Origin of the sequence: Gluconobacter sp. P5B12, assembly GCF_018812035.1 — a bacterium.
Lineage (GTDB): Bacteria > Pseudomonadota > Alphaproteobacteria > Acetobacterales > Acetobacteraceae > Gluconobacter.
The window spans coordinates 253,016-272,932 of record NZ_JACRVV010000004.1; the positions used below are offsets into that span (position 1 = coordinate 253,016).

Here is a 19,917-nt window from a genome sequence, read left to right on the forward strand (position 1 = left end):
TCGGGAACGGGCGTGCTTCCGGCGTCTCTTGCAGTGTGTGAACTAGCGCGAAACGGGTTGCCGAAATGTTAAGACGTGATCTTACAGTGTCCTGCCCTGTCAGAAAACAGGGTCACAGAAACGGAGCAGGGCTGACGATCTGGGCGCCGTGGCGCAGCTGGACAAAGAGTAACCCCTCAGCAGACGGCATTTGCCCGAGTGCGGCAGCTTTCCTGACACTTTGCCCGCTGGAAACACCCAATGACCCCAGGCCGGAAAGAACAAAACGGTAATTCTGTCCGCAATCCAGAATCAACATCTGTCCAAAAGAGCGGAACGGACCGGAAAAGACGATTCGGCCACTGCACGGAGCTTGAACGGATGCAGAAGGTACAGCGGCATAGGTGATGCCTGTTGACGGACCGGCTTCCGTATCCTGTCCCCAGCGAACCGCAATACGCCCGGTGACAGGTGCGTGGCCGCTCCCGGAAGAAACACCGTTTCCGGCGGAAAGAGCCTTGACCTGAGCACGGGCTTTGCGGGCCTGTTCCATCTGATGGCTCTTTGCGAGCGCACGGGCCTCGGCTTCCAGTGTTGCTTTGGCCTGAGCTTCCTGTCGGGCGATTGCGTCAATTTCTGCAGAAAGGTCCGCAGACGCCTTCATCGCTTCGGCAACTGCGGATTTCGCACGGCGTGCGGCCTGGTCCGAAACATTTTCCTGTTTGGCCGCAATGCGGGTTCTGGCGGCTGCGATATCGCGTTGATGAGTTTGTGACTGAAGGAGGCCATCGAGCTCTTTCTGGCGGGCCTCCAGAGTGGCACCGATCTCCTGAAGCTCATCTTCCTTCGTTTGCAGGTTTGCAGCCCGCTGCTGGGTCAGGCGGGAGAAACCTCCTAAAATGGAAAGTGCGGTAATGCTCTCAGTTGCAGTCGTCGGGGAGGCTAGCAGAGCAGCATCGGGCGCTATCGAGAGTCTCGCTGCAACGGGCAGGAGCGGTTGGAGCGCTTGGTTTTCGTGGGCGATATCCTGCCGCACGTTTGCTTGCCGACTGGTGAGATCTGCGATTTCGACATTCAAAGCCGCGATACGGGAACGTGTCGTCTGTACAACGGTCTGGGCCGTGTGGGTCTGAGCGGCCAGTGCATCTTTTCGCGCGCTGTCCTGCAGGACCTTTTGCTGTGCGGCAACGGCAGCAGCCTGTCTGGCACGGAGTGTGGCGGCTTCCTGAGCCTGCTGTGTCTCAAGCGCTTTCCGAGCCGCTTGAGCACGGGCGAGCGCTTGTTGTCCCGCACTTAGGGCATGCGTCGGGTGGGCGTGGGTAGTGGTATGATGCCCATGAGGCGTGGACGCAGTCGCGGCCACCAGCAATGGCGAGAACGCCAAAACCAGTGGCAGAACGACGGCTGAGTCAGGCGTTTTCAAGTAGGGAGACGCCCGTCATCGCTGGGGGCTGAGCAAGACCCAGAAGTGCCAGAAGCGTCGGGGCCAGGTCTGCCAGGCGTCCGTCGTGAAGCGTTTTGCCGTCAGCATGGGCCAGAATGACCGGAACGACGTTGAGGGTGTGGGCCGTATGAACGCCGCCCGTCTCAGGGTCGCGCATGGTTTCGCAGTTTCCGTGATCGGCGGTGACGATCAGTGTGCCACCTGCGCGGACAAGTGCGTCATTGATGCGGCCCAGCCCTTGATCAACGGTTTCGCAGGCCTTGATGGCAGCGGGCAGGGAGCCTGTGTGGCCAACCATATCCGGGTTTGCGAAGTTCAGAATGATCATGTCGAAGCGGCCGGAATCAATGGCTTCTACGGCACGATCTGTCAGCTCAGGAGCGGACATTTCTGGTTGCAGGTCGTAGGTAGCGACCTTGGGAGATGGCACGAGAATGCGTTCTTCGCCCGGAAGCTGAACTTCACGACCACCATTCAGGAAGTATGTGACGTGAGGGAATTTCTCAGTTTCTGCCATACGAAGCTGAGTCTTGTTAGCCTTGGCCACGACCTCACCCAGAAGATCTTCCAAAGGAATTTTTGGGAACAGGACTGTCATGTAAGGCGACAGGTGATCCGAGTAGCGCGTCATGCCGGTAATGGCGGCAAACTTGATGCGGCCTCCGCTGGCGTATCCATCAAAGTCCGGAGCCACGAGAACGTCCAGCAACTGACGGATACGATCGGCACGGAAATTACAGGAGAGAATGCCGTCGCCGTCTTTCATGCCACCATACTGTCCGAGTACGGTTGGAAGGACGAACTCGTCTCCCTTGTCCTCCGCGTAACTGGCTTCGAGTACAGAGAGGGCGTCATCTGCATGAGGGCCTTGGCCATCACGGATCGCATCCACGGCCAGCTTGACGCGCTCCCAACGGCGATCGCGGTCCATGGCGTAGTAGCGACCACTGATCGTGGCAATCTGTACGGTCTCCGGCAGGTCTCGAAGGAGCGCTGAGATGAATTCTTCACCGGAGCGGGGGGGAGTATCACGGCCGTCGCTGAAAATGTGTAGAGCGACAGGCACTCCCGCTGCGCTGACGATTTTCGCGAGAGCCAGAATATGGTCCTGGTGTGCATGAACGCCGCCGGGAGAAACGAGACCCATCAGATGGCAGGTTCCGCCTGACACCTTCAGCGCATGAATATATTCTTTGAGGGCTGTATTTTCGGCGAGTGAGCCATCACGGGCACTGCGGGAAATGCGAGGCAGTTCCTGCATCACGACCCGGCCTGCACCAATATTCAGGTGGCCGACCTCGGAATTTCCCATCTGACCTTCAGGAAGTCCGACGTCTTCTCCGCATGTTTTAAGAAAAGCATGCGGGTTATTCGCCCAAAGTCCGTCAAACGTTGGAGTGTTTGCCAGTCTTACCGCGTTATCGGAGTTTTCTTCACGCCAGCCGAACCCGTCCAGAATGACAAGCATGACGGGGCGGCGTGCAGAAGAAGCGGTATGGGACATGATTGGACTTCCTGTCTCGCATTAAGGAGGAAAAGACTGTCGGGCATTATGCCACCTCTCCTCCAAAATGCGAACGCCCGCCATATGGCGGGCGTTGCAGGTGACATGACAGTCGCGTGAGCGTCAGATCTTGTCGATGCCGCCCTTGACGGCGTCCTTGACGTCACCCTTGGCGGTCTGGGCCTGTCCCTTTAGATTTTGGACAACGCCTTCACCTTCAAGCTTTTCATCGTCGGTGACACGACCAACTTCTTCCTTGATCTTGCCGACGACCTTGTTGGTGGCGCCTTTGATCTTGTCTTCAATGGAGCTCATGACATTACCTCCTGAAACAGGGTTGCCGAACATAAACGGCTGGTGAGGCAGGAAGTTTCATGTCTTGCACTCAGATATGCGTGACAAAGCGGCGTGGGGCTTCCATATATCCAAGACTGAAAACCTCAGATTTTCTGGAGATTGACCATGACCCAAAGCTGCGGTCCCGTTTCGGGAACCAATGGCGGGGGGTGTGGCGTCGGCCTCACGCCGGAACAGCGCCGTATCCTGCTCGAGCATGGCACCGAATATCCCGGTTCCAGCCCGCTGAATGATGAAAAGCGGGCAGGAATTTATGCCTGCGCAGGATGTGGGCGTGAACTTTTTTCATCCGCCACGAAATACGAGAGCGGAAGTGGCTGGCCGTCTTTTTTCGCGCCTTTGGAAAACGGTGTCGGGACGACGCAGGACGTCAGCCACGGAATGGTTCGGACGGAAGTGCACTGTGCGGGTTGTCATGGGCATCTGGGGCATGTTTTTCCTGATGGGCCACCGCCCACAGGGTTACGGTATTGCATGAACGGTCTGGCACTCGATTTTCGCCCGGCCGAAGGAGAAAAAGCATGAGTCAGGCGCTGCCGCCTATCGTTCTCGACCACCCGCTGGTGCGCCACAAGCTGACCCGTCTGCGTGATAAGAATACATCTACAGCAGGCTTTCGTCGGCTGACCCGTGAGCTCAGTCTGCTTCTGGCCTATGAAGCGACGCGCGGGCTTTCTCTGGCGTCTCGCCATATTGAAGCCCCGAGCGGGCCAATGGAAGGTGAGGAACTGGACGGCAAGAAGCTCTGCTTCGTCTCCATTCTGCGCGCAGGAAACGGCCTTCTGGACGGAATGCTGGATCTGGTTCCGTCTGCGCGTGTGGGACATATTGGTCTGCGCCGCGACCATGAAACGCTGGAAGTCAGCGAATATTATTTCAATATGCCAAGCGACGTTCCGGGGCGGACATGTATTGTTCTGGACCCGATGCTCGCCACCGGGCATTCCGCTGCGGCGGCTGTAGCGCGCGTCAAGGAAGCGGGTGCGATTTCACCTGTTTTCGCCTGCCTGCTCGCGGCACCGGAAGGCATTGATTACATGACGAAGCTGCACCCTGATGTGCAGATCGTAACGTGTTGCGTGGATCAGAAGCTTGATGAACACGGATACATCGTCCCCGGTCTGGGTGATGCGGGCGATCGTCTTTTCGGGACGCGCTAAAAAGGGTTCAAATGTTCAGCACACGCGCTTGTGTGCTGAACATCCCGCCGTTTTGTGGCCGGTTATGCATCCCCCCGTTCAGGAGATGACGTACCATGACCGCTTACGCTATTTTCATTCGTGACAAATTGACTGACCCAGCCGAGTTTGAGGCCTATTCAAATGGTGTCGGCGAAACCTTCAAAGGACATCCCGCCAAAATTCTTGCTGCCTATGGAAAGCAGGAAAAGCTTGAAGGTATCGAGCCAGATGGCGTCGTTGTCATTGAATTTCCGGATATTGCTGCTGCCCGGGCCTGGTATGACAGCCCAGCCTATCAAACGGTCGCCAAGCATCGCTGGAAAGCTGCTTCTTACAACGTGGTGATTGTAGAAGGCGTCTGAACTTCGGAAATTAAGTTACCGCAGCATTGTGTTCGGCGCTGGGAGAATAGTTCGAACACAATGCGTGCAGTTTTAGTCCCGTCGAACGATGTAATGACGGGCAAGATCGGTTTCGATCTGCGTGGCGTGCTGAGTGTCACGGGCTTCGATCATCACAACCAGCTCGGCTGTCTGAACTGACGGCGAGGCAAAAAGGCGATGATGGGACACCTCGATGATGTTTCCACCGTAGTTGCCAATACGCGCGGAGATGTCAGCCAGCATTCCGGGGCGGTCGGGAATTTGGAAGATCAGGCGAAGAATTCTTCCGTCCCGGAGAAGGGAGCGAAGGATCGTATTGGCCAGAATACGGGCATTGATGTTGCCACCCGACAAGGGAAGGGCAACCTTGCGGCCTTTGAACATCTCAGGGTTGGCCAGAACAGCAGCCAGACCCGTCGCACCAGCGCCTTCGCAGACCTGCTTGGCTTTTTCCGCCAACGTCGTGATAGCGCTTTCGACCTGAAGTTCGTTAACGACGAGAATTTTGGAAATCCGGTGACGAAATGCCCTGAGGCAATGGTCGCCCAACTGCGTTACGGCAATGCCTTCAGCAATTGTCGATCCACCGAGAGTGGCGCCACCTTCCGTCGGAAATGCGGCTAAAGAGGCATAAGCCTCGACCTGCACGCCAATGATTTCCACATCGGGGCGAAGTGCAGCCATGACGGTTGCAAAACCACCGATCAGGCCGCCGCCGCCGACAGGGACGACGACCATATCAATATCGGGTGCATCTTCGAGAAGCTCGAGTGCAGCAGTCCCCTGACCCGCAATGACGGCAGGGTCATTGAACGGATGGACGAGGACCCGGCCTTCTTTATTCTGAATTTCTTCCGCCGTTACGCATGCAGAAGCAAAATCGTCGCCTGCGAGGACAACATTTGCTCCCCATGCCTGCGTCGCTGCAACTTTGGTTGCTGGCGTAAAGCGGGGCATGACGATCGTGGCATCAATACCAAGGAGGCTGGCCTGACGCGCCACACCCTGTGCGTGATTGCCTGCCGAGACTGTAATAACGCCGCGGGCGCGTTCCTCGGGCGTCAGGAGCGCCATTTTGTTGGCTGCTCCCCGCTCCTTGAACGAGCCGATAGCCTGAAGATTTTCAAGCTTGAGCGTAATTTCAGCACCTGTCAGGCGGGAAAGGGCTGGGCAGGCAATCGTCGGCGTGCGAACTACCGTGGACGCAATACGCTTCTGAGCATTTTCAATGTCCAGGAGAGTCACAACAGGGGCGACGGACGTCAGGACGTCAGACATTAGCGGTATGTGACTTTCAGGATCTCGTAGCTGCGGTCACCGCCGGGAGCAGGAACGGAGATGGTGTCGCCTACATCTTTACCAATTAGCGCCTTCGCCAGAGGAGACGAGATTGAAATCAGGCCCTGCTTGATGTCGGCTTCATGAACGCCAACGATCTGATAGGCGTTTTCCTTGTCCGTCTCTTCGTCAACGACTTCGATATGCGCGCCGAAACGTACTTTCGTGCCGGTCAGGGTCGAAGGATCAATAACTTCTGCCGAGGAAACAATGCTTTCCAGCTCAAGCACGCGACCTTCGATGAAAGACTGACGGTCTCGGGCGGCGTGATATTCGGCGTTTTCGGAAAGGTCGCCGTGTTCGCGGGCTTCTGCGATGGCACGAATGACTGCAGGGCGGTCAACGCTCTTGAGGGTACGCAGTTCGTCTTCAAGACGCTGCAGTCCCTTTGCGGTCATGGGGATCTTCTGCACTCTGAAATCCTCGGAAAAGCGTGACTGAAATTGAATGAACAGCCTGACAACATAGGATTTTAGGGGGGTTTATGCAAGGTGGCGCGTTTTTGTTTATCGAAAAGCAATAAAACTCTTGGCAGGCAACACCTGTCGGTGCTTATCGTTTTTCGATAAGGAGAAGCCATTATGAAAAAAGTTGATACCTTGCGCCGTGTTCGTCAGATCCTGCGTTTTCTCTTTGGGATCTCATCGGTGCTTTTTTGGGGCGAACTAGTGCTCTTGGCATGCACTCTTGTTCTGACACCGGTACTCTATTTTTTCGGAGGAAACTTCTGTTATTCTCTGTCGCAGAGTGTTGTTGAGATATTTGGTCTCATCATGGCAGTTATTATTTTTTATATTTTAAAGATTATTTTTAGAAATTCTATATTTATATTTGATAGCGCTATCTCGGGAAATTTTTTCTCTCAAAATAATTCAGAAATTATATGGGATATTTTTAGAAAAACCCTTTATTTTTCTGGGATTACTTTTTTTGCAGGGATATTTTCGAGCCTTTTTGATCCTGCAAGATACGGTCCGTTCTCATGGCTGGGCTGTCTTTCAGATCTTGCTGATTCTGCGCTCTGTCTGGGATTGGTTTATCTTATTGCCTGGCTTTTCGGGGTGGGTGTTCAGCTTCAACCCGAAATCGATGAGGTTATCTGATGCCTGTGCTGGTCAAGCTGGATGAGCTTCTCAGAGAACGGGGAATGTCTCTGACAGAACTGTCGGAGAAAGTGGGGCTGACGCTGGCCAATCTCTCAATTCTCAAGACAGGAAAGGCAAAGGCGATCCGGTTTTCGACGCTTGAGGCCTTATGTCGGGTTCTCGAGTGTCAGCCGGGCGATCTTCTGCGATATTCAGGCGGCTAAAAACGAAAACCCCCGCCGGAGTACTCCGGCGGGGGTTTTCGGGATCGGGGAGAGTTCAGAACTCACCCTTGAAGTAGGACTGAAGCGGAGCGACGTCGAGGTCGCCTTCCTTGAGAACCGCGATGGCGTAGGTTGCCGCGCGGGCACCGGCAATCGTGGTGTAGTGCGGGATGCCCATGGTCAGAGCGCCGCGACGGATATCGTAGCTGTCACGTGCGGCCTGGCCACCCTGCGAGGTGTTGATGACCATTTGAACGTCACCCGAGCGGATGGCATCCACGCAGTTCGGACGGCCCTGCATGACCTTGTTCACGCGCTTTACCGGAATGTTAGCCGCTTCGAGGCGTGAAGCCGTGCCGCTGGTTGCGAGAACGGTGAACCCCATTTCAACCAGTTTGCGGGCTAGCGGCTGAACATGTCCCTTGTCGCTGTCACGGACGGACAGGAAGACCGTTCCAGCCAGTGGCAGTTTTACGCCAGCAGCAAGCTGAGACTTCGCAAAGGCACGCTCGAAGCTGGAATCCAGCCCCATGACTTCACCCGTGGAGCGCATTTCCGGACCGAGGATCGTGTCTGCGTTCGCAAAGCGGTGGAACGGGAAGACGGCTTCCTTGACCGCAACATGCGGGGAGACCGCTCCGCCATCCAGACGGAACTCGGACAGACGTGCGCCAGCCATGACGCGAGCGCCGATCTTGGCAACCGGAACGCCTGTTGCCTTGGCAACAAACGGCACGGTCCGGGAGGCGCGTGGGTTCACTTCCAGAACGAAGACTTCCTGGTCCTTGATGGCGTACTGCACATTCATCAGGCCGCGGATGCCAAGCTCACGAGCCATGGCTTCCGTCTGGGAGCGGAGTTCCGTCACCAGTGCCGGGGAGAGCGTGTAGGGTGGCAGTGAGCAGGCAGAGTCACCGGAATGGATACCAGCTTCCTCAATGTGTTCCATGACACCGGCGACATAGACGTTTTCGCCGTCCGAAATGCAGTCCACATCGGCTTCGATGGCATCGTTCAGGTAGTGATCGAGCAGGACCGGACCGGTGGAAACTTCGGGGCCGGCAGCGCGCAGAACCGTATTCAGGTAATGCTTCAGACCTGCGTTATCATAGACAATTTCCATCGCACGGCCGCCCAGAACGTAGGACGGACGAGCAACGACCGGGTATCCGACCTCTTCGGCCACTTTCTCGGCTTCTGCCGGATTGCGGGCAATGCCGTTACGTGGCTGGCGAAGGCCCAGCTTGCGCAGCATGGTCTGGAAGCGTTCACGGTCTTCCGCGCGATCAATAGCGTCAGCCGGGGTGCCGAGCAGCGGAATGCCTGCCTCTTCAAGAGCACGGGACAGCTTGAGAGGGGTCTGGCCACCGTACTGAACGATGCAGCCCAGAACCTTGCCGCCCTTCGCTTCCGTGCGGATCAGAGCAATGACGTCTTCCGCAGTCAGAGGTTCGAAGTACAGACGGTCGGACGTGTCGTAATCGGTGGAAACGGTTTCCGGGTTGCAGTTGACCATGACTGTTTCAAAACCGGCTTCACGCAGGGCGTAAGCGGCATGAACGCAGCAGTAATCGAACTCGATACCCTGACCAATCCGGTTTGGTCCACCGCCCAGAATGATGATCTTGTCGCGGTTAGTCGGGCGGCTTTCGCATTCCGGCGTGCCGTATCCGCCTTCATAGGTGGAATAGAGATACGGAGTGTCAGAAGCGAACTCTGCGGCGCAGGTATCAATGCGGCGATAGACGGGCACGACTTCAAGAGCTTCGCGCTGTGCTGCGACGTCCGGAATGCTCTGGCCTGACAAGCGTGCAAGCTGGGCATCAGAGAAGCCCTGGGCTTTCAGGCGGCGCATGCCGTAGGCGTCTTTTGGCAGGCCGTTCTTTTCCACGTCCCGCTCAGAAGACACGATGTCTTCAAGTTGGCGCAGGAACCAGGGCTCGAACTTGCAGGCCTGCTGGATCTCTTCGACCGTCAGGCCCGCGCGCAAGGCCTGCGTGGCCATCAGGATGCGTTCCGGGCGTGGTTCTGCGAGAGCAGCCAGATAGGCGTCTTTCGAACCATCGCCGGGTGCTTCAACCGGATCCAGACCCATCAGGCCCGTCTCCATGGAGCGGAAGCCCTTCTGGATCGCCTCGGCAAAGGAGCGGCCCACGGACATGGCCTCGCCGACCGACTTCATGGACGTGGACAGCAGGGCCGGGGAGCCCGGGAACTTCTCGAACGTGAAGCGGGGGATCTTGGCGACAACGTAGTCGATCGTTGGCTCGAAGGAAGCCGGGGTCGTCTTGGTGATGTCGTTCTTGAGTTCGTCCAGCGTGTAGCCAACGGCCAGTTTGGCAGCGATCTTGGCGATCGGGAAGCCGGTGGCCTTGGAGGCCAGTGCGGAGGAGCGTGAGACGCGCGGGTTCATCTCGATGACGACCAGACGGCCGTCCTTCGGATTGACGCCGAACTGTACGTTGGACCCGCCGGTCTCGACGCCGATCTTGCGCAGGCACGCGATCGAGGCGTCCCGCATGCGCTGATATTCTTTATCGGTCAGCGTCAGGGCTGGGGCGACGGTGATGGAGTCACCGGTGTGCACGCCCATCGGGTCAATGTTTTCGATGGAGCAGATGATGATGCAGTTATCCGCGGTGTCGCGGACCACTTCCATCTCGTACTCTTTCCAGCCGAGAACAGACTCTTCGATGAGCACTTCGGTTGTGGGAGAGGCATCAAGGCCGCCCGTGACGATCTGGTCGAACTCTTCGCGGTTATACGCGATGCCGCCACCCGCGCCGCCCATGGTGAAGGACGGACGAATGATGGCCGGCAGGCCGACGTCACCCAGAGCAGCACGAGCTTCTTCCAGCGTATGGGCGATGGTGCTGCGCGGGCTTTCGATCCCGATCTCGTCCATGGCCTCGCGGAACTTCTGGCGATCTTCCGCGCGGTCGATGACCTCTGCGTCCGCGCCGATCAGTTCCACATTGTGCTTCTTGAGGAAGCCGGACTTGTCGAGCGCCATGGCGGCGTTCAGGGCTGTCTGGCCACCCATGGTCGGCAGAACTGCGTCGGGCTTTTCCTTAAGGATGATGCGCTCGACGAATTCCGGCGTGATGGGTTCGATGTAGGTCGCGTCCGCCAGGCCCGGATCAGTCATGATCGTGGCTGGGTTGGAGTTGATGAGGATGACGCGATAGCCTTCCTCACGCAGGGCCTTACAGGCCTGTGCGCCGGAGTAATCAAACTCGCAGGCCTGTCCGATAACGATCGGGCCTGCGCCGATGATCAGGATGGACTTGATGTCTGTCCGTTTTGGCATGGCTCAGGCTCCTGCTTTAGCGCGACGGTCCATGACCGCGACGAAACGCTCGAAAAGATAGAAACTGTCAGACGGGCCAGGGCTGGCCTCGGGGTGATACTGAACGGAGAAGGCGTCCTTCGTGGTAGAGGCGATGCCTTCGTTGGAGCCGTCAAACAGGCTCACATGCGTCACCTTCACATCAGCGGGTAGCGACTTCTCATCCACGGCGAAGCCATGGTTCTGGCTGGTGATTTCCACCCGGCCACTTTCGATGTCCTTGACCGGCTGGTTGGCGCCGCGATGGCCACGATCCAGCTTGTAGGTCTTGCCGCCGAGGGCCTGTGCGAGAAGCTGGTGGCCAAGGCAGATGCCAAAGACTGGAACGTTGGCATCCAGAACGCTTTTGATGGCCGGTACGGCATAGGTGCCGGTCGCTGCCGGGTCGCCCGGACCATTGGACAGGAACACGCCTTCGGGCTTCAGTTCCAAGATTTCCTCGGCCGTTGCTGTCGCGGGCAGAACCGTGACGTCACACCCAGCAGTCACGAGGCAGCGCAGGATGTTGTCCTTGGCGCCGTAGTCCATGGCGACCACGCGGCGGCGGTTCTCGGTACGGGCCGGGCGGGTGCTTTCCCACACGCCTTCCGTCCAGACGCGCTTCGGCTGCGTGACCTCTTTGGCAAGATCCATGCCTTCGAGGCCGGGCCACTGACGGGCGCGGTTCAGGAGGCTGTCCGTGTCGATCCGACCATTCGCCGGGAAGGCAAGGATGGCGGTCTGTGGGCCATTGTCGCGCAGGGAGCGGGTAACTGCACGGGTGTCGACGCCGCTAATACCCGCGCGGCCGTGCTGCTTCAGCCATCCGTCGAGGGATTCTGTGGAGCGCCAGCTTGCCGGAGCGGTGATGTCTTCCTTCACGACGGCGCCAAGAGCAGCCATTTTCGGCGCTTCATTGTCGTCCGTGTTCGTGCCGACATTGCCAATATGCGGGAAGGTGAAGGTGACGATCTGCCCAGCGAAAGACGGGTCTGTCAGGGTTTCTTGATAGCCGGTCATGCCGGTGGAGAAGCAGAGTTCACCGACGGCACCATCGGTATGGGCACCGAAGCCTCGGCCCCACAGGACCGTGCCATCTGCAAGGACAAGGGCGGCATTGGCGCCGGCAGGGCAGGAATTGGACACGTCCGTCTCTCTTTCTTGCGGGGTTTCAGCGGAAGTTAGGTCCTGGAGTTCGATTCCGGGAACGCGCAGTAGGGCGGGCCAGTGCTTGGTCGGCACGGTTCGCGACTGACGCCACTTTCGTACGGCTTCAAGGCCGACACCAGCCAGCGCGGCGATTTCTTCCGCGCCGCCAGCTTTTTCAATGATTCTGTCGATGTCCATGGTCGCCCGTTCCTGGCTCCGCGTTCACTTTCCCGTCTGATAAGCGATCGAACCGGGAATGGGAAGTTTTTTCCCAATGAGTTTTTGTGTCTGTGGGGCAGTATGGGAAAAAACTTCCCTACACCTTGTGACGATCCTGGAAAGAGCTGTGCTTTCCATTGTTGGGGGGAGGCTTTTATGCGATTTTGCCGCCATTGGCTGAACAGGGGCTTTTCAGGCCCCGCGCAAACAGGAGAAGACGCATGTCGCTTCGCACGCAGATCATGGATGACCTCAAAACAGCAATGAAGGCTGGTCAGTCTGAGAAGGTGGCGCAGATCCGTGGCATCACGGCGAAGCTGAAGGATCTTGAAGTTGCTGCTCGCGCCAAGACAGGGGAAGTGACGGAAGCAGAGATTATTTCTGCTCTGCGCTCCATGATCAAGTCCCGTACTGAATCCGCAACGATGTATCGTGAAGGTGGCCGTCCGGAACTGGCGGAAAAGGAAGAGGGTGAGATCGCGACGATCAAGGCCTACCTGCCGCCAGAACTCGATGAGGCAACTCTGAAGTCTGCCATTGATGAAGCCGCCACTGCTGTAGGTGCGGAAAGCATGAAAGACATGGGCAAGGTGATGGCGGCGCTGAAAGAGCGTTTTGGTGCCGATCTGGATCCGGCCAAGGCCAGTGCGCTTGTGAAGGCACGTCTGTCTGCCTGAAGCGGGCTAGGCATCGTCGCTTGAAGAAGGCCGTCCCTTGTGGGCGGCCTTTTTTATGTTGGGTTAGTGAACCCCTGAAAGCTCGCGAAGTTTGACTTAGGTTATCTGAGGTCCCCAATCTGGCCTTTGCTTACGGAAATGAGGGCTTCATGTCTGCTGGTGGTTCAACAAAAGTCGTTTTCATCGCGCTGGGTGTCAATTTCGGCATCGCCTGCGTGAAAGGGATGGCGGCCCTTCTAACCGGCTCTGCTGCGATGTTGGCTGAGACGGTTCATTCCTTTGTGGATTGCGGAAACCAGATCCTGTTGTTGGTGGGCATGAAGCGGTCAGCGGCTCCGGCAACGAAGGAGCATCCGCTGGGCTACCATCGTGAGCTGTATTTCTGGACGATGGTTGTAGCTGGCGCACTGTTTGTGGGGGGTGGCGTCGCGTCTCTCTATGAAGGCTGGGAGAAGGTCATGCATCCGGCGGAAATGCAGCCGGTGCACCTTTTGGGGCATGTCTTTCCGGGGTGGTGGATGAACGTAGCCATTCTCGCGATTTCCGGCAGCATGGAAGGGTATGGCTTTATTGCGGCTGTGAAATCCGTGCCACGCAGCGAAGGGGTTTCATTGTGGAGAATGATTCGTCGGAGTGCCGATCCCGGTCTGTTTGTCGTACTGTTTGAGGATGGGGCTGCGCTGGTCAGTCTGGTGATTGCGCTGGTGTTTACAGTGCTTTCCGTTGTGACAGGTCTGCACGTTCTGGATGGAATTGCATCGCTGCTGATTGGTGTCGTGCTGGTTGTGGTGGCCGCATTGCTGACCAATGAGACACGCTCTCTTCTTGTGGGGGAGAGCAATCCGGAAATTGATGCTTTTGTGCGTGCGGAAGCGCGGAAATTGCCTGGCGTTATCGGGATCAATGAGGTTGTGACGGAGACCCGAGGTCCCGAGAGTATTATCGTTCTGCTGTCTCTGGACTGGGATGACGCGATCTCCTCGGGAGACGTGGAGCGAGGGGTTTCGATGCTGGAGAAAACAACCCGCACGCGATACCCCGCTGTATTGCGGATGTATGTTGAGGCGCAGGACAAGAGGGACGGGATTCCAGCCCCTCTGGCCTGATGGCGAATACTACTTCGCCGCTAGGAACGGCTCGACGGCTTTAAGAAAAGCCTCGGGTCGCTCAATGCTGGGAGCATGCCCTGATTGCGGAATGACCGTCAGATGTGCTCCGGGAATTTTTGCAGCAAAATCGTGGCCGTCGGCCAGTGGAATGACTTGGTCATTCTGTCCCCAGATCACGAGCGTGGGAATATGAATGGCCTTCATGCTGTCATCGAGAAAGGTGTCCGGCGCATTGGCGTTTCTGGCGAAGCTCTCCTGCGTATATTGTGCACCTTCGGCCAGTCGGGTTCGGAATGTTGCCTGAACCAGTTCCTCCGTAATGAGGGCTTTGTTGTAAAACAGCCCTCTCAGCCCCGTTCGAATGCCAGAAAATGAGACTGGCCCGAACAGGGGAAGGCCGTGCTCGACGAGGGACTTGTGGCCAGCGGCATCGCTCAGGACAAGCCGTAGGGGCATGGCCATGGAGGAATTCTGTGCCGCCTCGATTGTGTAAAGTCCTGCAATCCAGCCGCCGAGGGATTCTCCAGCGAGCATGAAATGCGTGATGTGGCGTACTTTGAGGAAGCCATCCAACATGTCTACCCATGTCTGAATTCCGTAGGCGATCAGTGGTTTTTCCGAAGCACCAAAGCCGAGCTGATCCATGGCTATCACATGATAGTGCCGGGACAGTTCAGGGATGACTTTGCCCCAGTCCATTGTGGCGCTGCTTCCGAGGCCATGGACCAGCACAAGGTCCGGACCCGTACCAGCTTCCAGGAAACGGATCTGCTGACCGTAAACGGAGACACTTTGCAGGGGCGGGAGAGTTTGTGCCTGGCCGTGACTGGGGATGCATGCTGCGCCGAGCGTGGATGCGAGCACGGCGGTTCGAAGCGTTTTGGACAGTCGTCTCATGGCGGCCGAGCCTTTATGGTCAGATGATATGTTTCTAATTCGGAATAGTATTATCGATCTGGCCCGGCTGTCTTCAACATATCATTCCCGGAATGAACGGGATCTTTCGGTGCGGTGACCTTGTCATGAACGGCTGCCTGATACTTGCGGATATGGAGTGGCGTCCATGGCAATGGCGGTTCTTTGGTTAGAGAAGGGTCTGACGCGGGAGAGAGCCAGATGGTCGCGTGAAGTGGGTCCAGAAGGATATGGAAATGGTTCAGAGCATCAGTGCCTAACTCGTCATAGGCAATGGTGGAAGCGATAACGATCTTCGGGTGAGGCAGCAGAAACGAACCGATTTTCAGTGTATCGAACGTATGAAGATAGCCACCAACTGTATTGCCGGCATTGATGCGGACCGGATCATCTTTATCTGGCTCGGAAGCAATGCCTATTGCTCTGGCTGTATCTTTCTGGATCAGGGTTCGGTTGGAGCTTAGGTTGATTTTCATTCGAACTGGGTGGCCGTTGAGCTCAACGAGAACCGTGTTCGAGAGTGGATAACTGTCTTGATAGAGGTGCAGTTTTGTTTTCGGCGAGGGGAGCAAATCTCCGATCGATGGACATTTTTCATCGTCGTATCGAAAGAACGTGACGCTGCGAGAGGAGCGGTCAATCAGGGTGGAAATATGGGAGAGAAAATGGTCTCCCAGTTCGACTTGGAGTGCTGGAGTGATATTATTGGGTGCTGAATAATCCGCTACATAAGCAGTATAATTTTTGAGTGTGAGTGCACCAATATTTACGGTTGAGAGCATCTTTACAAATACTGTCGCTTCGCCTGTCTCTGATGCCGCATCTTCAGGAGCTGAGCCCAAAAACGTGACATTGTGATTGGCAAAAACAAAAGTATCGCTTGCCTGCGGGGCAAGGAAAAAGCGGGCAGGTAATCCGTCTATACTGCCCAGCATGGAGGGGGGCGCATTATAGTGCTCCAGTGGAACGGAGACCGCGCCATGAAGGCAAGTCTGCCAGGGTGTAGCTTGAGCATGCCCGCAGAATTGAAAGGCGATCAGGAGAAGAGCTGTCTTACGCATGAAGTGCCTGTCGCCTTATTGTGACACAGTATGTCTTTCCTAGGCGATGGGGCTGTTAAGAGCGAGGGCAGAGTAGTGATGTCCGCTTATGGAATGAGAACAGCTGCTCCCTCAAAACGACCGTGGCGCAGGTCATCCAGAGCCTGATTGGCATCTTTGAGGGCATAAGGCGTATTCGTGACCTTGATGCCGATCTCAGGAGCCAGTTTCAGAAAATCCAGTCCGTCCTGCCGGGTCAGGTTGGCAACGGAAACGATTTCGCGTTCTTCCCAAAGTGTATCGTAGGAAAAGGACGGGATCGGGCTCATGTGGATGCCGCCACACACGACCTTTCCACCCTTGCGGACGGCTTTTAGCCCGGCCGGAACCAGCGCGCCGACAGGCGCAAACAGGATGACGGCGTCAAGCGGTTCGGGCGGGAGTTCGTCTGAACCGCCTGCCCAAACCGCGCCAAGGGAGCGGGCAAATGCCTGCTTCTCTGTGTCTCCGGGGGAGGTGAAGGCATAAACCTCGCGTCCCTGCCAGCGCAGCACCTGAATGATGATGTGAGCGGCGGCTCCGAAGCCATACAGGCCGATCTTTTTGCCGTCGCCAGCTTTGCTGAGGCAGCGCCAGCCGATCAGTCCAGCGCAGAGCAGTGGGGCGAGGTCCTTGTCTTTCCCTTTGTCACCCATGGGAAAGGCATATTTTGCATCAGCGACTGTCATAGTCGCGTAGCCGCCATTGCGGGTGAAGCCTGTGAAAAGAGGATGGTCGCAGAGATTTTCCATCCCGTGCGTGCAGTAATAGCAATGCCCACAGGTATGGCCGAGCCAGGGAATGCCGACCCGTTCCCCGACGCTAAGGCTTTTAACTTTGCTTCCGAGCTTGTCGATCCGGCCAACAATTTCATGCCCGGGAATGATGGGAAGGGTGGGGTTGGCGAGCTCGCCGTCTACGACATGCAGGTCTGTGCGGCAGACGCCACAGGCCCCGATGCGGATGCGGATTTCGTCCGGGCCGGGTTCGGGGTCTGGCAGCTCCACCCATTCCAGAGGCTGGTGGTGTTGGCGGAGCTGCATGGCAAACATGGCGTGTGCTTTCTAAAGTCTCAGGTGTTCTGTCTCAGGACCGGAAGTCCAGAACCGTGCGGCCCTGAAGGCGTCCGTTTTTGAGGTTGTCGAAGATCGTGTTGATGTTCTCAATCTTGTCTGCGGTGACGACGGATTTCACTTTGCCACGGGCGAAGAAATCCATGGCTTCGATCATGTCCAGCCGTGTGCCCACGATGGAGCCACGAATGGTCGTGCCGTTCATGACCATATCGAAGATCGACACCGGGAAGTCTCCGGGTGGCAGGCCGTTCAGAACGATTGTGCCGCCGCGGCGGGCATAACCCATGGCCTGCGAGAACGCGGTGCGACCCACCGCTGTAACAAGGGCACCGTGCGCGCCGCCAACTTCCTGCTGGATGAAGGCTGCTGGGTCCTTGTCCTTGGCATTGACGGTCAGAGCCGCGCCAAGCTTTGTGGCGGTGGCGAGCTTGTCGTCGTCAATATCGACGGCCACGACATTCATGCCCATGGCGACCGCATATTGAACGGCCATCTGACCAAGGCCGCCGACGCCCGAAATAGCCATCCACTGACCGGGGCGTGCCTCGGTCATTTTCAGGCCCTTGTAGACTGTCAGGCCTGCGCAAAGCACGGGTGCGGCCTGTAGTGCATCGATGTTGCTGGGCAGATGTGCGACATAGTTCGGATCTGCGACGACATATTCGGCGAAGCAGCCATTGACCGTGTAGCCGGTGTCGTCCTGATCCTTGCACAGCGTTTCCCAGCCGCCGAGGCAGTGTTCGCAGTGCCCGCAGGCCGAGTAGAGCCACGGCACACCGACCACGTCGCCGATCTTGGCGTGGCTGACCTGACTGCCAACGGCCACGATGTGACCGATGCCTTCATGGCCGGGAATGAACGGTGGGTTCGGCTTTGCAGGCCAGTCACCTTCTGCGGCATGCAGGTCGGTGTGGCAGACGCCGCAGGTATCGACTTTCACGAGGATCTGGTTTGGCCGGATCTCGGGGATGGGAAGCCTCTCTACCGAGAGAGGCTTCCCGAACTCGCGGACGACGGCGGCTAGCATTGTATCAGCCATGAGAGTGTCTCCTTGAGAACTGGTTTACGATGCGCCGAGAGCCTTGACGGCTTCGACCATCTTGCTGAGGACGGCCTGCGCATCGCCGAAGACCATGGCGCAGTTGTCCTGGAAGAAGAGCGGGTTCTGAACGGCGGAGTAACCCATGCCCATGCCACGCTTGATGACGAAGACCTGACGGGCCTGATCGGCATTCAGGATCGGCATGCCGTAGATCGGGGAGGATTTGTCCGTCCGGGCGGATGGGTTCACCACGTCGTTGGCGCCGATGATGAGGGCGACATCCGTGTCAGCGAAGCTGTCGTTGATGTCTTCCATGTCATAGATCATGTCGTACGGAACGCCGGCTTCGGCGAGCAGCACGTTCATGTGGCCCGGCATACGACCGGCGACCGGATGGATGGCGAACTTGACGTCCACGCCTGCGGCTTGAAGCTGCTTGACGAAGTCGTACAGCTTGCCCTGAGCCTGAGCGACGGCCAGACCGTAACCCGGCACGATGATGACAGACGAAGCATAGCGCATCGTCGTAGCAGCATCGCTTGGAGCAACGGACTTGGCTTCTTTTTCGGGGCCTGTGGCCGTGGAGGCAGAAGCTTCACCGAAGTTGCTGAACAGCACGTTGGCAATCGAACGATTCATGCCCTTGGCCATCATGACCGTCAGCAGTGTACCGGCGGAACCCACGACCATACCGGCGATCATCAGAGCCGGATCGGCCATGACATAGCCTTCGAGACCCACAGCCAGACCCGTGAAGGCGTTATACAGCGAGATCACGACCGGCATGTCGGCGCCGCCGATGGGGATCGTCATGCAGATGCCAGCCAGCAGGGCGCCGATGAAGAACAGCAGCGTGGCGATACCGCCGCCATCCTGATGGTACAGGAAGGCTGCCATGATGCCGAGCAGGACTGTCAGCATGAAGACGGCTGCATTGACGATACGCTGCCCGCCGAAGCGGATCGGCTTGTTCATGCGGCCATCGAGCTTGGCCCAGGCGATGATGGAACCAGACAGGGACATGCTGCCGATCAAGCCACCAGCGACGGTGACGAGCAGCGGAACGATGCCTGTCTCTTTCGGGCCGGTCAGGGCGATGACGGACACAGCCGCGGCCGCACCGCCACCCATGCCGTTGAAGAGAGCGACCATCTGCGGCATGGCCGTCATGGCAACGCTGCGGCCTTTCCAGCCAGCCCAGCCGCCACCGATGACGAGGGCGAGGATGGCCAGAATGACGTTGACGACCAGATGCGGCTTTGCGGCTTCAGAAACGCTGAAGATGCCGAGGAAGCTGGCAGCCGTGACGAACAGCATACCCCAGCCCGCCGTCACAATGCCGGAAACGGCCGTGACGGGAGAGGACATGCGCTTGAGGCCGTAGACCAGCAGGCCGGAGGCGATAAGGGCGCTGATAGCGACGATATATTCGAGGAGAATCATTTCTGCGCTCCCTTCTGCGGAGCCGCTTTGTCACTGGGCTTGAACATGGCCAGCATACGGTCTGTCACGACGTAACCGCCGACAACGTTACCAGCACCCATCATGACGCCGAGGAAACCGACAACCTGTTCGAGGATGGATGAGGCGTTGAACAGGGCTGTCAGCGCCCCCACGACCACGATGCCGTGCACGAAGTTCGAGCCGGACATCAGCGGTGTGTGCAGAATGGAGGGTACGCGGCTGATGACCTCGTAGCCCGTGAAAGCAGCGAGCATGAAGATGTAAAGCGCGATGATGAAGGTCATTGCGGTGATCATCGTGCGGCCTCCTGTCCTGAAGCCTGTGCCGGTGCGGCGGGGGCGGCAGCCGGGGCAGGGGGTTGCGG

Annotated in this window: 20 protein-coding genes; 7 read left to right on the forward strand and 13 right to left on the reverse strand. The window is 57.5% G+C overall.

Going from position 1 to position 19,917, the window contains the following annotated elements:
• Positions 1 to 112: 112 nt before the first annotated feature.
• The 3 genes from KP702_RS09650 to KP702_RS09660 form a co-directional block, all read right to left on the reverse strand.
• Positions 113 to 1,402, reverse strand: coding sequence for a murein hydrolase activator EnvC (locus KP702_RS09650; RefSeq protein ID WP_202207693.1), 1,290 nt, complete (start codon positions 1,400 to 1,402; stop codon positions 113 to 115).
• Entirely contained in the window at positions 1,389 to 2,927 is a 1,539-nt protein-coding gene (gpmI, locus tag KP702_RS09655) for a 2,3-bisphosphoglycerate-independent phosphoglycerate mutase (protein ID WP_202207692.1), read from the reverse strand. Before gpmI ends, KP702_RS09650 begins: the two co-directional genes overlap by 14 nt.
• A gap of 123 nt (positions 2,928 to 3,050) precedes the next feature.
• Complete coding sequence (locus KP702_RS09660; protein ID WP_046901216.1) at positions 3,051 to 3,242, reverse strand: CsbD family protein; 192 nt, start codon at positions 3,240 to 3,242, stop codon at positions 3,051 to 3,053.
• A gap of 147 nt (positions 3,243 to 3,389) precedes the next feature.
• Between KP702_RS09660 and msrB the strand changes: the two genes are divergently transcribed.
• From msrB to KP702_RS09675, 3 genes are all read left to right on the forward strand, one after another.
• Positions 3,390 to 3,809 carry a peptide-methionine (R)-S-oxide reductase MsrB gene (msrB, locus tag KP702_RS09665; RefSeq protein WP_086632972.1) on the forward strand — a complete coding sequence of 140 codons (420 nt, stop codon included), beginning with the start codon at positions 3,390 to 3,392 and terminating at the stop codon, positions 3,807 to 3,809.
• Positions 3,806 to 4,444, forward strand: coding sequence for a uracil phosphoribosyltransferase (gene upp / locus KP702_RS09670; RefSeq protein WP_064275018.1), 639 nt, complete (start codon positions 3,806 to 3,808; stop codon positions 4,442 to 4,444). The genes msrB and upp overlap by 4 nt, the downstream gene beginning before the upstream one ends.
• 95 nt (positions 4,445 to 4,539) lie before the next feature.
• On the forward strand, positions 4,540 to 4,827 hold the full coding sequence (locus KP702_RS09675) for a DUF1330 domain-containing protein (protein WP_046901219.1): 288 nt from the start codon (positions 4,540 to 4,542) through the stop codon (positions 4,825 to 4,827).
• 72 nt (positions 4,828 to 4,899) lie between these two features.
• Here KP702_RS09675 and KP702_RS09680 read toward each other — a convergent pair whose 3' ends face one another.
• Complete coding sequence (locus tag KP702_RS09680) at positions 4,900 to 6,126, reverse strand: threonine ammonia-lyase (protein WP_202207691.1); 1,227 nt, start codon at positions 6,124 to 6,126, stop codon at positions 4,900 to 4,902.
• Complete coding sequence (gene greA, locus KP702_RS09685; protein ID WP_086632975.1) at positions 6,126 to 6,599, reverse strand: transcription elongation factor GreA; 474 nt, start codon at positions 6,597 to 6,599, stop codon at positions 6,126 to 6,128. The genes KP702_RS09680 and greA overlap by 1 nt, the downstream gene beginning before the upstream one ends.
• Positions 6,600 to 6,767: 168 nt before the next feature.
• Here greA and KP702_RS09690 point away from each other — a divergent pair, with 168 nt between their 5' ends.
• The gene (locus KP702_RS09690) at positions 6,768 to 7,289 is read left to right on the forward strand and encodes a hypothetical protein (protein ID WP_202207690.1); all 522 of its coding nucleotides are present in this window, start codon (positions 6,768 to 6,770) and stop codon (positions 7,287 to 7,289) included.
• On the forward strand, positions 7,289 to 7,495 hold the full coding sequence (locus KP702_RS09695) for a helix-turn-helix transcriptional regulator (RefSeq protein WP_202207689.1): 207 nt from the start codon (positions 7,289 to 7,291) through the stop codon (positions 7,493 to 7,495). Before KP702_RS09690 ends, KP702_RS09695 begins: the two co-directional genes overlap by 1 nt.
• A gap of 55 nt (positions 7,496 to 7,550) precedes the next feature.
• On the opposite strand, the gene carB is transcribed toward KP702_RS09695, so the two are convergent.
• Together carB and carA are read right to left on the reverse strand one after the other, a co-directional pair.
• Positions 7,551 to 10,805 carry a carbamoyl-phosphate synthase large subunit gene (carB, locus tag KP702_RS09700; protein ID WP_215768826.1) on the reverse strand — a complete coding sequence of 1,085 codons (3,255 nt, stop codon included), beginning with the start codon at positions 10,803 to 10,805 and terminating at the stop codon, positions 7,551 to 7,553.
• Between the two features lie 3 nt (positions 10,806 to 10,808).
• Positions 10,809 to 12,170 (reverse strand): glutamine-hydrolyzing carbamoyl-phosphate synthase small subunit, encoded by a 1,362-nt coding sequence (gene carA / locus KP702_RS09705; protein ID WP_215764119.1) that lies wholly within the window; start codon positions 12,168 to 12,170, stop codon positions 10,809 to 10,811.
• 242 nt (positions 12,171 to 12,412) lie between these two features.
• Here carA and KP702_RS09710 point away from each other — a divergent pair, with 242 nt between their 5' ends.
• Positions 12,413 to 12,868: a GatB/YqeY domain-containing protein gene (locus KP702_RS09710; RefSeq protein WP_046901226.1), complete on the forward strand. Its 456-nt coding sequence runs from the start codon at positions 12,413 to 12,415 to the stop codon at positions 12,866 to 12,868.
• A gap of 149 nt (positions 12,869 to 13,017) precedes the next feature.
• Positions 13,018 to 13,974, forward strand: a complete 957-nt coding sequence (locus tag KP702_RS09715) for a cation diffusion facilitator family transporter (protein WP_202207686.1) — start codon at positions 13,018 to 13,020, stop codon at positions 13,972 to 13,974.
• Between the two features lie 9 nt (positions 13,975 to 13,983).
• Here KP702_RS09715 and KP702_RS09720 read toward each other — a convergent pair whose 3' ends face one another.
• The 6 genes from KP702_RS09720 to KP702_RS09745 form a co-directional block, all read right to left on the reverse strand.
• A complete protein-coding gene (locus KP702_RS09720) occupies positions 13,984 to 14,874 on the reverse strand; it encodes an alpha/beta fold hydrolase (protein WP_202207685.1) in 891 nt (296 codons plus the stop codon).
• Positions 14,875 to 14,924: 50 nt separating this feature from the next.
• The gene (locus KP702_RS09725) at positions 14,925 to 15,953 is read right to left on the reverse strand and encodes a retropepsin-like aspartic protease (protein WP_202207684.1); all 1,029 of its coding nucleotides are present in this window, start codon (positions 15,951 to 15,953) and stop codon (positions 14,925 to 14,927) included.
• An 86-nt stretch (positions 15,954 to 16,039) separates the two neighbouring features.
• Positions 16,040 to 17,023, reverse strand: coding sequence for a zinc-dependent alcohol dehydrogenase family protein (locus KP702_RS09730; RefSeq protein ID WP_202207683.1), 984 nt, complete (start codon positions 17,021 to 17,023; stop codon positions 16,040 to 16,042).
• Positions 17,024 to 17,057: 34 nt separating this feature from the next.
• The gene (adhP, locus tag KP702_RS09735) at positions 17,058 to 18,086 is read right to left on the reverse strand and encodes an alcohol dehydrogenase AdhP (protein WP_046901231.1); all 1,029 of its coding nucleotides are present in this window, start codon (positions 18,084 to 18,086) and stop codon (positions 17,058 to 17,060) included.
• Between the two features lie 24 nt (positions 18,087 to 18,110).
• A complete protein-coding gene (locus KP702_RS09740) occupies positions 18,111 to 19,532 on the reverse strand; it encodes an NAD(P)(+) transhydrogenase (Re/Si-specific) subunit beta (protein ID WP_046901232.1) in 1,422 nt (473 codons plus the stop codon).
• Positions 19,529 to 19,849, reverse strand: coding sequence for an NAD(P) transhydrogenase subunit alpha (locus KP702_RS09745; protein ID WP_202207682.1), 321 nt, complete (start codon positions 19,847 to 19,849; stop codon positions 19,529 to 19,531). Before KP702_RS09745 ends, KP702_RS09740 begins: the two co-directional genes overlap by 4 nt.
• Positions 19,850 to 19,917 lie beyond the last annotated feature (68 nt).

Bases quoted from the DNA above. Each gene is read 5' to 3' on its own strand.
- KP702_RS09740 (WP_046901232.1), bottom strand. From the start codon at position 19,532: ATGATTCTCCTCGAATATATCGTCGCTATCAGCGCCCTTATCGCCTCC.
- carB (WP_215768826.1), bottom strand. From the start codon at position 10,805: ATGCCAAAACGGACAGACATCAAGTCCATCCTGATCATCGGCGCAGGC.
- msrB (WP_086632972.1), top strand. From the start codon at position 3,390: ATGACCCAAAGCTGCGGTCCCGTTTCGGGAACCAATGGCGGGGGGTGT.
- KP702_RS09745 (WP_202207682.1), bottom strand. From the start codon at position 19,849: ATGATCACCGCAATGACCTTCATCATCGCGCTTTACATCTTCATGCTC.
- upp (WP_064275018.1), top strand. From the start codon at position 3,806: ATGAGTCAGGCGCTGCCGCCTATCGTTCTCGACCACCCGCTGGTGCGC.
- KP702_RS09690 (WP_202207690.1), top strand. From the start codon at position 6,768: ATGAAAAAAGTTGATACCTTGCGCCGTGTTCGTCAGATCCTGCGTTTT.
- carA (WP_215764119.1), bottom strand. From the start codon at position 12,170: ATGGACATCGACAGAATCATTGAAAAAGCTGGCGGCGCGGAAGAAATC.
- KP702_RS09680 (WP_202207691.1), bottom strand. From the start codon at position 6,126: ATGTCTGACGTCCTGACGTCCGTCGCCCCTGTTGTGACTCTCCTGGAC.
- KP702_RS09710 (WP_046901226.1), top strand. From the start codon at position 12,413: ATGTCGCTTCGCACGCAGATCATGGATGACCTCAAAACAGCAATGAAG.
- KP702_RS09720 (WP_202207685.1), bottom strand. From the start codon at position 14,874: ATGAGACGACTGTCCAAAACGCTTCGAACCGCCGTGCTCGCATCCACG.
- KP702_RS09725 (WP_202207684.1), bottom strand. From the start codon at position 15,953: ATGCGTAAGACAGCTCTTCTCCTGATCGCCTTTCAATTCTGCGGGCAT.
- KP702_RS09695 (WP_202207689.1), top strand. From the start codon at position 7,289: ATGCCTGTGCTGGTCAAGCTGGATGAGCTTCTCAGAGAACGGGGAATG.
- gpmI (WP_202207692.1), bottom strand. From the start codon at position 2,927: ATGTCCCATACCGCTTCTTCTGCACGCCGCCCCGTCATGCTTGTCATT.
- KP702_RS09675 (WP_046901219.1), top strand. From the start codon at position 4,540: ATGACCGCTTACGCTATTTTCATTCGTGACAAATTGACTGACCCAGCC.
- KP702_RS09730 (WP_202207683.1), bottom strand. From the start codon at position 17,023: ATGTTTGCCATGCAGCTCCGCCAACACCACCAGCCTCTGGAATGGGTG.
- KP702_RS09660 (WP_046901216.1), bottom strand. From the start codon at position 3,242: ATGAGCTCCATTGAAGACAAGATCAAAGGCGCCACCAACAAGGTCGTC.
- adhP (WP_046901231.1), bottom strand. From the start codon at position 18,086: ATGGCTGATACAATGCTAGCCGCCGTCGTCCGCGAGTTCGGGAAGCCT.
- KP702_RS09715 (WP_202207686.1), top strand. From the start codon at position 13,018: ATGTCTGCTGGTGGTTCAACAAAAGTCGTTTTCATCGCGCTGGGTGTC.